The organism is Georgenia soli, assembly GCF_002563695.1.
GTDB classification, from domain to species: Bacteria; Actinomycetota; Actinomycetes; order Actinomycetales; family Actinomycetaceae; genus Georgenia; species Georgenia soli.
In genome coordinates, this window is sequence record NZ_PDJI01000004.1 from 1,186,139 (window position 1) to 1,198,841 (window position 12,703).

The following is a 12,703-nucleotide window of genomic DNA, read 5'->3' on the forward strand; positions in this document are numbered from 1 at the left end:
GCGACCGGCTAGGGGCGGCGGCCGACGTGCTCGAGCACCCGTGCGCCCGCCACGGGGCCGGTGACCGTGAGGATCTCGGCGGCGACGTCGGCGTTGCGCATCACTCCCGCGACGCTCGCCGCGTGCGGGGCGTCCAGCGCGAGCGCGGCGACCGTCGGCCCGGACCCGGAGACGATCGCCGCCAGGGCGCCGGCCCGGTCGGCGGCGGCCAGCACGTCCCCGAGCTCGGGGCGCAGCGACAGCGCGGCCTCCTCGAGGTCGTTGCGCAGCGACCTGGCCAGGACGAGCGGGTCGGCCCCCAGCAGCGCGGAGACGATCTCGCCGTCGAGGCGCGGTGCGTCGTCGGGGCCGGCCACGTCGGCGTCGGCGTCCGTCTCACCGGCCTCGTCCCCCGCTTGGCCGGGGCCTGCGTCGGAACCGGGGCGACCGGCGTCGGGACCGGGGCGACCGGCGTCGGGACCGGGGCCACCGGCGTCGGCCTCCGGTGCGCCGCTCCCCCGCGTGCCGGCGGTCGCGGCGCCGTACCCGTGGATCTCGTCGAACGCGCGGAAGACGGCGGGGGTGGACAGGCCCTCGGACTGCACCGCGAGCACCCAGTGGTACTGGCCCCTGCTCATCACCGGCGTGAGGAGATCGCCCCTGCCGGTGCCCATCGCGGAGAGGCCGGTGAGCGCAAACGGGACGTCGGCGCCGAGCTCGGCCGCGAGCTCGCCGAGCTCCTCCCGGCCCAGGCCGGTGCCCCAGAGCTGGTCGCACGCGAGCAGGGTGGCGGCAGCGTCCGCGGAGCCGCCCGCCATGCCGCCGGCCACCGGCACCTGCTTCGTGAGAGTCAGGTGGACGCCGGCCTCGGTGCCGGACGTCTCGCGCAGCAGCGCGGCGGCCCGCACGGCGAGGTTGCCGGAGTCGGTGGGCAGGTCGGCACCGCGGCCGTGGATCTCGAGGGTGATGTCGTCCGCGGGGCGGGCGACGACGTCCTCGTACAGGGAGACTGCCTGGAAGAGGGTGGCCAGCGGGTGGTAACCGTCCGGACGCGGAGCGCCCACGCGCAGGGCGAGGTTGATCTTGCCCGGTGCCCGGACGTGGACGGCGCTCACGCGCCCAGCGTGCCAGACCTGGCGCCCGGCGCACCCGCTGACCGGGCGTGCTGGGCGATGCGGGCGTAGTCGGTGATGCCGAGGCGCTCCCCACGCAGCCCGGGGTCGATCCCGGCCGCACGCAGCACCTCCTCGGCGGCGGGCGCGGACCCCGCCCAGCCGGCGAGGGCTGCGCGCAGGGTCTTGCGGCGCTGCGCGAAGGCCGCGTCGACGACGGCGAAGACGTCCTCGCGCGTCGCCGTCGTCTCCGGGGGCTCGCGCCGCGTGAGGCGCACGAGAGCGGAGTCGACGTTCGGCACGGGCCAGAAGACCGTCCGCGAGATGGTGCCCGCCCGTGCTGCCTCGGCGTACCAGGCGGCCTTGACCGAGGGGACCCCATACGTGCGCGAGCCAGGCGGGGCGGCGATCCGGTCGGCCACCTCGGCCTGGACCATGACGAGCACCTCCCGCAGGCTCGGCAGGTTCTCCAGCAGCGTGAGCAGCACGGGCACGGCGACGTTGTAGGGCAGGTTGGCGACGAGCTTGGTGGGGGCGACGCCGTCCCCTCCCCCGGGTGCGGGCAACACCTCGGGCCCGGTGACGGTCATCGCGTCGGCCTGCAGCACGGCCAGCCGGCCGGCGGCCTCAGGCATGCGGGCGGCGACGGTGACGGGCAGCGCCCGCGCCAGCGGCGGGTCGATCTCGACGGCGATCACGCGCGCCCCCGTCTCGAGCAGCGCGAGGGTGAGGGAGCCGAGGCCGGGGCCGACCTCGAGGACGACGTCGTCCGGGCCGACGGCGGCCGAGCGGACGATGCGGCGCACGGTTCCGGCGTCGTGGACGAAGTTCTGGCCGAGGGTCTTCGTCGGGCGCACGCCGAGGGCTGCGGAGAGGCGGCGGACGTCGGCGGGACCGAGCAGGCCGGCTGGCTCGGTCGGTGCGGCGGGGTCGTCGGTCACTGCGCGAGCCTAACCGCGGGACGTGCCCGCCCGGGCCGCGGCGATCGCGTCCGCCGCCCTGATGAGCCCGAGGTGGCTGAACGCCTGGGGGAAGTTCCCGGCGAGGCGGCCCGACGCCGGGTCGTACTCCTCGCTGAGCAGCCCGAGGTCGCCGGCGGCCGCGAGGAGCGTCCGCATGAGCGCGTCCGCGTCGTCCACCCGTCCGCTGCGGGCGTGCTGCTCGACCAGCCAGAACGAGCAGAGGAAGAACGGGTACTCCTCGCCCTCGAGACCGTCCATCCCCGACTCGGTGCGATACCGGTGGACGTGGCCGCTGGGATGCTGCAGGTCCTTCTCGATCCTGGCGACCGTACCGAGCATCCGCGGATCGTCGTAGGGCACCAGACCCGTGTGCGGCAGCTGGAGCAGGGAGGCGTCCACCTCGGTGTTGTCGTAGGTCTGGGTGAAACTTCCCAGCTCGTCGTGATAGCCGTGACGGAAGATCTCCTGCCGCAACGTCTCACGCAGCTCGCGCCAGCGTTCGCCCGGACCTTCCAGCCCGTGGTGCTCCACAGCGCGCACCCCCTGGTCGAAGGCCGCCCACATCATCGCCCTGCCGTGGGTGAAGTAGTGCAGGTCTCCGCGCATCTCCCACACGCCGTGGTCCTTGCGGTCGAGATTCGCCTCGGAGTACTCCAGCAGGCTCCTCTGCAGCCCCCACGTGTACTCGTCCTCCGCCACGCCGGCGTCCCGGAGGGCACCGAGGGCGATCATCACCTCGCCGACGACGTCAGCCTGGTACTGGTCGGCGGCACCGTTGCCCACACGGACGGGCCGGGAGTTCTCGTACCCGGCGAGGTGGTCGAGCTCCAGCTCGTGCAGGTCTCGCTCGCCCGCCAGCCCGTACATGATCCTGATGTCGTGCACGTCGCCGGCGACCGCCCGGAGCAGCCAGTCCCGCCACAGTGCCGCGCCCTCGGTGAGTCCGTGCGCCACGGCGACCTCGATCGTCAGCGCGGCGTCCCGCAGCCAGGTGTACCGGTAGTCCCAGTTACGGCTGCCACCGAAGTGTTCCGGCAGCGAGGCCGTGGGCGCGGCGACGATGCCGCCGGTGCGGCCGTGGGTGAGGGCCCGCAGGACGAGCAGCGAACGCTCGACCTCCGAGCGGTAGTCGCCCTCCACCGTGAGCTGGGACGACCAGTCGGTCCAGAACCTCTCGGTCTCCGCCAGAGACCGGTCCGGGTCGGCAGGTGACGGCGGTTCGACGTGGGACGGGAACCAGGACAGGTCCCAGTCGAGACGCTCCCCCGCGTCGAGCCGGAACCTGCCGCACAGCTGCGGGGCGGGAGCGCCGCCGTGGCCCGGACCGTGCCCGGCCCCCGCCTCACCGTCGGTGCGCTCGAGGAGCGGGCCGCTGAGGAGCAGCCCCTCCGGGCCGGCGATCGACAGCAGCATCTCCTTACCGCCGACCACACCCGTCCGGACCCAGGGGGTGGACCTGGCGTAGTTGGACCGCAGTCGCAGGTCGTGCTCGACCTCGACCGTGCCGCCGAGACACTCCACGCGCCGGACGAGGTCGGCGTGCGACTTCGCGGGCGGCAGGAAGTCGGTGACACGCGCCGTCCCGGCCGGGGTCCGCCAGGTCGTCTCGAGGATGAAGGTCTGCGGCCGGTATCGACGTTCGACCACTTCGCCGTCGACAACCGAGAGCTTCCACCGCCCGTCGTCGGGACCGCCCAGGATGGCCGTGAAGAGGGCCGGGGAGTCGAAGCGCGGCAGGCAGAGCCAGTCGATGCTCCCGTCCCGCGAGACGAGGGGCCCGGTGGACAGGTTGGACAGCAGCGCGTAGTCCTCTAGGGGCGTGCTCATGGCCCCACGCTCACACGGATGTCCGGTTCCCCGCAGCCGGAGAGCGGTACACCGACGGCGCCCCACCCGGGAACGGGTGGGGCGCCGTAGGAGTGATGGCCGTCCCGCCGGATGGCTGAGCAGGAGCGCCTCTGCCGAGCAGTACCGTTGGAAACAGCTTGCTCGCAGGGAACCACTTGTCCGGGCGGGAGGCGGCGGCCGAGAGGCGTCCTCTACGTCAGAGCAGGCCCAGCTTGGCCGCGCAGGCGGGCCACTGGCCCCAGCCGGACTGCGCCTGGAGCGCCTGGGCGCGCTGCGTCTGCTCGGCGGGCGAGGCCTGGGACGGCAGACCGGAACCGCCCATCGCCTGCCAGGTCTGCACGGAGAACTGGTACAGGCCGTAGTACAGGCCGTTGGCGCTCACCGCGGTCGGGTTGCCGCCGGACTCGCACTGGGCGAGCTGCGCCCACACGCCGGAGGTCGGGGCGCCGCCGGAGGGAGCGGAGCGCTGCGCGGGCGCGCTGGCCGCGGCGGGGGCCGGAGCCGGCTTGGGGGCGGGCTTCGGCTTGGGCGCCGGGCGCTCCTTGGTGCCGACGGCGATGACGTGGTCGACCGGCTTGGTGGTGACCTCGTCGCTGCGCAGCGTGGAGGTGACCTCCTTGCCGTCGACCGTGATGGTCGCGAAGGTGCGGGTGCGCTCGCCCGGGGCGCCCTCCTGGACGACCTTCTTCTCGCCGACGTACAGCGAGCCGTCCTGACGCTCGACGGTGGAGAAGTCGACTGGCTCGGTCTCGGTGCGCTCGCCCGCGGCCACGCGGGTGACGGTGACCTGGACGGTGCCGTCGTCGGCGGCGCCGATCTCGATGCGGTCGGTGCGGGATACCTCCACGTCGGCCGCCTCGAGGGCGTCCTGGACATGGGCCTCGCCGTCGAGCTGGACCCGGGTGGTCTCGCCGTCGGCGACGACGTCGGCCTCGCCGTCGATGACGAGCGGCAGGTTCAGCGCGTCACGCTCGAACGAGCGGGAGGCGGCCAGGGTGACGTCGCGACCGGACTCGAAGAGGCCTCCGACGAGGTCGCCCTGGGTCAGCGCCGTGGTCCAGACGACCTGCGGCTCACCGTTGACGTCGACCGTCACCTGGCGGGCGGTCCGCACGACGACGTCCGCCCCGTCGTCGAGAGAGCTCTCCGGCCCCGGGGCCAGCAGGTCGTTCTCGCCGATGGTGATGCCCTGCTCGGCGAGGAGGCCCTCGACCGAGCCGGCGAAGGTGGAGACGGTGCGGGTCTCGCCGTCGATCTCGAGGTCGACGCTCTTGTGGGCGTGGGCCGCGACGGCGCCGCCGGCGACGAGCACCGGGGCCAGACCGAGGGCGATGAGGGGAAGGAGCCGGCGCTTCTTGGCCGGGGCGGCGGTCTCGACGCTGGGGGCGGAGTCCGCGGCGTAGGGATCGGTGGTGGGCTGGAGTGGGTTCGGCGCGCTCACGTTCGTCCTTTGTCGCGCGGCCCGGGCACAGGGAAGTCGGCGGGCGGGGCGAGTGGGGGCTCGCCACGTGCCTGGTGAGGCACGCCCGACCGTCAGCCTGATCCGGCGGTCAATACAGGCCGCGAGGGCCCGTCCTACGGTCCGACACGGCGGACCGGGGTCAAACGTAACCGAATCGTTATCTCCGCGTCCAGGTGTCGTGGCCCACACGTGACGGCCGCGTGTGCGCCGCGCCACCGATCTGCGACGCGGCGGGGTACCGGCTCAGTACCAGCCGACGCTCTGGGAGTGGCCCCAGGCGCCGCACGGGGTGCCGTAGCGGTCAGCGATGTAGCCCAGGCCCCAGGTGATCTGAGTGGCCGGGTTGGTCGCCCAGTCGGCACCGGCAGAGGCCATCTTGGAGCCGGGCAGCGCCTGCGGGATCCCGTACGCGCTCGACGTCGGGTTGTCGGCCGTCACGCTCCAGTTCGACTCCCTGGTCCAGAGGCTGTCCAGGCACTGGAACTGGTCGGCCCCCCAGCCGCGGGCGGCGGCGAGCTGACGGCCGATGGCGCGGGGGTCGCCCGAGACGCTCACGGACGGCGCCGGGGCCTCGGCGACCTTCGGCTTGGTGCCCACGAGCACGACCTCGTCGACCTTGGCGCTCGAGACGACGGTGGCGACCAGCTCGCGGCTGACCTCCTCGCCCCCCGCCGTGACGACGCGGTAGGTGTTGGTCGTGACGCCGTCGACGCCCTTCGTCTCCACCTTCCGCTCCCCCTCGGGGAGGGAACCGTCCTTCTTCTCGACGACGCCGTGCTTGTCCACCGTCTCCTCGGTGAGGTGCTCGGCGCTCGCACGCAGGACCTCGACCGTCTGGTCTGCGGGAACGGCGGCGCTCAGGCTGGCCGTGACGACGTCGTCCTCCCCGACGACGATGCCGGCCTCGCGCAGCGCCTCGCCGAGCGTGCCGGCCGTCGTGGTGACCTCGCGGGTCTCGCCGTCGACGGCGACGGTGAAGGTGCGGGCCCCGTCGGCCTCGAGAGCGAGCCGGCCGGCGGCCTCGGAACGGGAGGCGGTGTCACCGTCGCGCAGCGCGAGCGTGCCGGCCTCGATGGCGGCGAGGTCCGCGTCGGCGACGCCGGCCTCGGCGGAGCCCTGCGTGACGGCGAACGCGCCGGTGCCGAGGACGACGGCGCCCAGCACACCGCCTCGCATGGCCTTCACCGCGAGCGCGGGGAGGGCGATGGAACCGGAGGTCGCACCCTCCTCCGCCGCCCTGCGCTGCTCCTCCGCGAGACGGAGGGCGCGCCGGGTCCCGGGGGCGGGAACACCGATGAGGGGCGTCGTGTCGTTCAGGAGCGCAGCGTCGCTACGCTCCGCGGTGTGTCGTGCCACGAAGTGCTGTCCTGTCTGGAGGGGAGACCGGGCCGGATGCGACCGTAACCGATTTGTTATCTATTGCAAAGTCGGCCGTAACCAGATGTGGACGTGATCTGCCCGTCACTTCCAGGAGGGGCCGGCCCGCACGTGCGAGAGCCAGCACGTGGGAGCGGTCAGCACGTGCGAGAAGTCATGAACTCACCACCTGAACCCGCCCCGGCGCGAGACGTCAACTTCTCCCCGACAGGTCAACCTCTTCCCGACAGGTCAACTTCTCCCCGAGTCGCGACGACGCCTGGACCAGAGTCATTGGCCGGTCCAGGTGGAAACGTGACGTCTCGGGGAGGAGTTGACAACTCACGGAGGACTTGACGTCTCACCGCTGAGGGGGTGGGGCGGGTGAGCCCGCCCGGAGCGGTTACCAGGTGCCGTAGACGGTGTCGGTGTTCGCGGTGAGCCGCTCGCAGGCGGCGCCGAGCTCCAGCCCGAGCTGCTCGGCGATGGTGCGCACCGTGATGGGCATGACGTAGGAGGCGTTGGGGTGGCCGCGGTACGGCGCGGGTGTGAGGTAGGGCGCGTCCGTCTCGACGAGCACCAGCTCCGGCGGCAGCTCCCGCAGCGCGGCGCGCAGGGCGTCGTTGCTCTTGAACGTCACCGGTCCGGCGAAGGACGCGTACCAGCCGTGCTCGGCGCAGGTGCGGGCCAGGTCCACGTCCCCGGAGAAGCAGTGGAAGACGACGCGCTCGGGGGCGCCGTCGGCGAGGAGGGTCTCGACCACCTCGGCGTGGGCCTCGCGGTCGTGGATCTGCAGCGCCTTGCCGAGCTCCTTGGCCAGGGCGATGTGCTCGCGGAAGGCACGCAGCTGGTGGTCCCTGCCCTCGTCGCCGGTGCGGAAGAAGTCCAGGCCGGTCTCGCCCACCGCGACGACCCGCTCGTCGCGGGCGAGCTCGGCGACCCGGGCGATGGCGTCGTCGAGCGAGAGGGCGTGGTGGTCGCGCACCGCCGGGTCGAGCCCGTCCGGCGCGATCTCGCGCACGTCCGCGTGCAGGGGCGCCTCGTTGGGGTGGATGGCCAGCGCCGCGGCGATCTCGGGGTGGGCGTGCGCCAGGGCGACCGACCCCGCGAGCGAGGGGACGTCGCAGCCGACGGTGAGGATGCGCGCGACGCCCGTGCGGGCGGCCCGGGCCACCTGCTCCGCCGTCGTCAGGGGCGCCTCGCCCGGCGGGAGAGCGACGTCGAACTCGTCGACGGGTGCGCCGTCGTCGTCCAGGACGGGCAGGTGGGCGTGGTTGTCCACCACCGGCGACGGCAGCGGCTGAGGCTCCTCGGGCCAGCCGCGGCGCTTCTTCTGCTGCTTCTTGCTCACCGCGGGCTGGCTCGCCGCGGCCTGGCTCACCGCTGACTCGCTCACGCGCGACCGGCTCACCGCCCGCCTCACGCCGTGGGCCGGCTGCCGCGCAGGCGGGCGAGCTCGGACTCGACGACGTCGTCGTCGAGCTTGGTGAACACGGGCGTCGGCTTCGCCACCGGAGTCCCGGGCACCACGGGCCGGGGCGTCCACGGGGCCATGTTGTCCCCGCGGCGGTAGTCGCCGGTGATGACGGGGTACGGGTCACCGCCGTCGAGGTCCTCGACCTCCTCCAGACGCGGCATGGGGGCGATGGTGCCGGTGCCGCCGAGGACACGGTCGACGTCGTTGGCCGAGTGCGGCAGGAACGGGCTGAGCATGACGTTGAGGTCGGCGACAGCCTGCGCGAGCGTGTGCAGCACGGTGGCGAGGCGCGGCCGCTGCTCGGGCGCCTTGAGCTTGAAGGGCTCGGTGCGGGTGACGTAGGTGTTCGCCTCACCGACCAGGCGCATGACCTCGCTGAGGGCGGCGCGCTGGCGGTGGTGGGCGATGAGGTCGCCCACGGTGGTGAACCCGGCGCGGATCTGGTCACGCAGGTCGGTGTCGATCTCCTCGAGCTCGTCCGGTGCCGGGATCTCGCCGAAGTTCTTGGCGATCATCGACGCCGTGCGGTTGACGAGGTTTCCCCAGCCCGCGACGAGCTCGCCGTTGGTGCGGCGGACGAACTCGGACCACGTGAAGTCGGCGTCCTGGGTCTCGGGGCCGGCTGCGGAGATGAAGTAGCGCAGGGCGTCCGGCTGGTAGCGCTCGAGGACGTCGCGGACGTAGATGACGACGCCGCGCGAGGAGGAGAACTGCTTGCCCTCCATGGTGAGGAACTCGCTCGAGACGACCTCGGTGGGCAGGTTGAGGGTGCCGTAGGTGCCCGGCGCCCCGCCCCGCTCCCCCTCGCCGTTGTAGCCGAGCAGCTCGGCGGGCCAGATCTGGGAGTGGAAGACGATGTTGTCCTTGCCCATGAAGTAGTAGGACAGCGCCTCGGGGTCGTTCCACCACTGCCGCCAGGACTCGGGGTCGCCAGTGCGCCTGGCCCACTCGACGGAGGCGGAGAGGTAGCCGACGACGGCGTCGAACCACACGTACAGGCGCTTGGTGGGCTGGTCCTCCCAGCCTGGCACGGGGATGCCCCAGTCGATGTCCCGCGTCATGGCGCGCGGTTTGATCTCCTCGAGGATGTGCTGGCTGAACTTGATGACGTTCGGCCGCCACGTGCCGGAGGCGGCGCGGTCGTCCAGCCACTTCCCGAGCGCGTCCGCGAGCGCCGGGAGGTCGAGGAAGTAGTGGGTGGTCTCGACGAACTCCGGCGTCTCCCCGTTGATCTTGCTGCGCGGGTCGATGAGGTCGGTGGGGTCGAGCTGGTTGCCGCAGTTGTCGCACTGGTCGCCGCGGGCGTCTTGGTAGCCGCAGATAGGGCAGGTGCCCTCGATGTAGCGGTCCGGCAGGGTGCGGCCGGTGGAGGGGCTGATCGCGGACTGCGTGACCTGCTCGACCATGTACCCGTTGTCCCGGACCGTGCGGAACATCGCCTGCACCACGGCGTAGTGGTTGCGGGTGGTGGTGCGGGTGAACAGGTCGTAGCTCAGGCCGAGGGCCACGAGGTCCTCGACGATGACGCGGTTGTTGCGGTCGGCGAACTCCTTGGCGCTGACCCCGGCGGCGTCGGCGGCGACGAGGATCGGCGTGCCGTGCTCGTCCGTGCCGGAGACCATCAGCACGTCGTGGCCCGCCATGCGCATGTAGCGGGAGAAGACGTCTGAGGGGACGCCGAAGCCGGCGACGTGACCGATGTGGCGCGGCCCGTTGGCGTACGGCCAGGCCACGGCGGAGAGGATGCGCGTCATGGGCCCAGCCTAGTTGGCACGGCGCGCGCCCCTGCCGACGGCGTCCGCTTCCGCCGTCGTCACTCTTCCGACGGCGCAGGCTCCCCCGCCGTCGTGCCTGCGTCCCCGCCCCAAGGCCGGCTCCCAGGGTGTCACCGGGCCGGGATATCGTCGGTGACCATGAGCCAGATCGGAGCGCACGTCGACCAGGAGGACCCCGTCGGTGAGGCACTGGCCCGCGGCGCGGACCTCGCCCAGTTCTTCCTCGGTGACCCGCAGGGCTGGAAGGGGCCCGAGGTGCGCTACCCCGGCGGCGCGGAGGCACTGCGGAGCGCGGCGGCGGAGGCCGGCGTCACGCTGTACGTGCACTCGCCGTACGTGATCAACGTCGCGACGACGAACAACCGGATCCGCATCCCCAGCCGCAAGCTCCTCCAGCAGCACCTCAACATGGCCGCCGAGGTGGGCGCGGCCGGGCTCGTGGTGCACGGCGGTCACGTGCTCAAGGACGACGACCCGGCCAAGGGCTTCGACAACTGGCGCAAGTGCATCGACGGGCTGGAGATGCCGGTCCCGCTGCTGATCGAGAACACGGCCGGCGGGAACCGGGCCATGGCGCGCGGCCTCGAGCGGCTGGAGCAGCTGTGGGGCGCCGTGCTCGAGGCGGACGGCGGCGACACCGTCGGGTTCTGCCTCGACACCTGCCACGCCTACGCGGGGGGCGAGCCCCTGTCGGGCATCGTCGATCGGGCGCGGGAGATCACGGGCCGCATCGACCTGGTCCACGCCAACGACAGCCGCGACGCCTTCGACTCCGGCGCGGACCGGCACGCCAACCTCGGCGAGGGCAGCCTCGACCCCGACGAGCTCGCCGACGTCGTGCGGGCCGCGGGCGCGCCGGTGGTCGTCGAGACGCCGGGCGGGGTCGCCGAGCACAGTGCCGACATCGCGTGGTTGCGCGAGCGGCTGGCCTGAGGACGGCGTCGGCCTCAGGACGTGGCTGCCTCAGAAGGCGGCCGGTCTGAGCGCGGGGTCCGTCAGCGCATGCCGAGCAGGTGCGGGACCGCGCGCTCCGAGCGCAGGTCCTGAGGGGCCGGGCCGAACGGCCTGACGTCCTGGCGGCAGACGGCCCCGTCCCGCGCCTCGAGGTCGACGAGGTACGTGGCGATCGCCGCGCTGGCGCACGTGCTCGGCACGATGGTGGTGTGGCCGTACCCCTCGACGGTGAGCACCCGCGCGTCCGGCCAGTGCTCGGCGTACGGCGCCGTGTCCCGGTACGGGGTGGCGGGGTCGAACCGCGTGCCGATCACCAGCACCGGCTCGTCGGTGGTCTGGTCCCAGGGACCGGTGTAGGCGTCCTCGTCGATGACCGGGATGAACGCGCACGGCTGGGTCGCCCAGACGCGCATGCGGCCGAAGTGGCGCGCCTCCCGCTCGGCCTCGTCGGCCTGGGCCGGGTAGCCGAGGGGGCCCGCCGGGTCCTCGGTGTCGACGCAGAGGCTGGCGTACGCGCCGCCGACGGACGGGTAGTCCTCGATCAGCCGCAGGCGTCGCAGCAGGTCACCGACGGCGTGGTGACCGGGGTCAGCGCTCTCGGACTGGGTGGTCGGGGGCTGCGGTGCGAGCGACGCGAACGCTGCGGCGACGTCGGCCCAGAACCTCGGGTCGTACATCGTCTGGAACAGGACGGACACCGCGTCGTCGTAGCCGAACTCCGTCGTCGTCCCGTCCGGGCCGGGGACCTTCGCCGGTTCGGTGCGGAGGCGGGCCAGGACGGACTCGACGACGTCGCCGGGGTCACCGAGCGCGGCGAGCGCGCAGCCGTTCGGGCCGGCCTCCTTGCAGAGCCGGAGGAACTCGCCGTACACCTCCTCGCCGGCGACGTGCTGGCCGAGGCGCCGCGTGAGTACGCGGTCGTCCCCCTCACCCACCCACACCTCGGGCAGGGCGGTGCCGTCGAGCGTGAGGGCACGGACCCGGTCGGGGAAGAGCTTCGCGTAGGTGGCACCGAGGAACGTGCCGTACGAGTAACCGATGTAGGTCAGCTTCTCGTCGCCGACGGCGGCGCGGAGCAGGTCCAGGTCCCGGGCCACGTTGGCGGTGGAGGCGACCGAGATCCGATCGGCGGAGAGCACGGTGCAGGAGGTGCCGAGGGCGGCCATGGACGCGATGTAGCCGGGCTCCTCCTCGGGTGTGACCGGGAAGGCCGGGAGCGTGGAGAGGAAGGCGGACTCCTGCTTGGCGTCGCGGAAGCACGTGGCCGGGTCCGAGGCGCCGACGCCGCGGGGGTCGAAGCCGACGACGTCGAACCTCGCCCGGACCGACGGGGCCAGGAAGTCGCCGCCGAGGGCGTGGAGGGTGGCTACGCCAGGCCCGCCGGGACCGCCGAAGTTGAGGAAGAGGCTGCCGATGCGCTGGCTGGGCGCCGTGGCCGGGAGTCGGGTCAGCGCGATGGTCGTGGTGCCGGCGGCGGGGTCGTCGTAGTCGGACGGGACCTCCGCCGTCGCGCACTGGAACGCCTCGAGGCCTGCCCCGCAGCTGCCCCAGGTCAGGGACGGGACCGCCTGGGACCGGACTGTCCGATCACCCGGAGGTCGGTCGGCGTCGCGTGGCTCGGCCGTCGCCGTGACCGCCGCGGCGACCAGCATGAGCAGGGCGGCGACCGCGGCGGCGAGCTGTCGTCCGGCGGACGTGAGTCCGGCGGGGGCGACGCTGCGTCGCGGTGCGATGAGGGCGTCGTCGACCTTTCGCATGCCTTCCTTGGTAACCCGCCC

At 73.1% G+C, this 12,703-nt stretch carries 9 protein-coding genes; 1 reads left to right on the plus strand and 8 read right to left on the minus strand.

Features of this window, described 5'->3' with window-relative positions:
- Window positions 1-8 precede the first annotated feature (8 nt).
- From ispE to metG, 7 genes are all read right to left on the minus strand, one after another.
- Entirely contained in the window at window positions 9-1,094 is a 1,086-nt protein-coding gene (ispE, locus tag ATJ97_RS06640) for a 4-(cytidine 5'-diphospho)-2-C-methyl-D-erythritol kinase (RefSeq protein ID WP_098483060.1), read from the minus strand.
- Window positions 1,091-2,032, minus strand: a complete 942-nt coding sequence (gene rsmA / locus ATJ97_RS06645; RefSeq protein WP_098483061.1) for a 16S rRNA (adenine(1518)-N(6)/adenine(1519)-N(6))-dimethyltransferase RsmA — start codon at window positions 2,030-2,032, stop codon at window positions 1,091-1,093. Before rsmA ends, ispE begins: the two co-directional genes overlap by 4 nt.
- 9 nt (window positions 2,033-2,041) lie before the next feature.
- A complete protein-coding gene (locus ATJ97_RS06650) occupies window positions 2,042-3,880 on the minus strand; it encodes a glycoside hydrolase family 15 protein (RefSeq protein WP_098483062.1) in 1,839 nt (612 codons plus the stop codon).
- Window positions 3,881-4,097: 217 nt separating this feature from the next.
- Window positions 4,098-5,342, minus strand: coding sequence for a resuscitation-promoting factor (locus ATJ97_RS06655; RefSeq protein WP_170037177.1), 1,245 nt, complete (start codon window positions 5,340-5,342; stop codon window positions 4,098-4,100).
- A 264-nt stretch (window positions 5,343-5,606) separates the two neighbouring features.
- Window positions 5,607-6,719 (minus strand): resuscitation-promoting factor, encoded by a 1,113-nt coding sequence (locus ATJ97_RS20280; protein ID WP_245862213.1) that lies wholly within the window; start codon window positions 6,717-6,719, stop codon window positions 5,607-5,609.
- A gap of 403 nt (window positions 6,720-7,122) precedes the next feature.
- Window positions 7,123-8,115, minus strand: coding sequence for a TatD family hydrolase (locus ATJ97_RS06665; RefSeq protein ID WP_245862216.1), 993 nt, complete (start codon window positions 8,113-8,115; stop codon window positions 7,123-7,125).
- Between the two features lie 23 nt (window positions 8,116-8,138).
- Complete coding sequence (metG, locus tag ATJ97_RS06670) at window positions 8,139-9,950, minus strand: methionine--tRNA ligase (RefSeq protein ID WP_098483064.1); 1,812 nt, start codon at window positions 9,948-9,950, stop codon at window positions 8,139-8,141.
- 159 nt (window positions 9,951-10,109) lie between these two features.
- Between metG and ATJ97_RS06675 the strand changes: the two genes are divergently transcribed.
- The gene (locus tag ATJ97_RS06675; RefSeq protein ID WP_098483065.1) at window positions 10,110-10,904 is read left to right on the plus strand and encodes a deoxyribonuclease IV; all 795 of its coding nucleotides are present in this window, start codon (window positions 10,110-10,112) and stop codon (window positions 10,902-10,904) included.
- A gap of 62 nt (window positions 10,905-10,966) precedes the next feature.
- On the opposite strand, the gene ATJ97_RS06680 is transcribed toward ATJ97_RS06675, so the two are convergent.
- Window positions 10,967-12,682 (minus strand): alpha/beta fold hydrolase, encoded by a 1,716-nt coding sequence (locus ATJ97_RS06680; protein WP_098483066.1) that lies wholly within the window; start codon window positions 12,680-12,682, stop codon window positions 10,967-10,969.
- Window positions 12,683-12,703 lie beyond the last annotated feature (21 nt).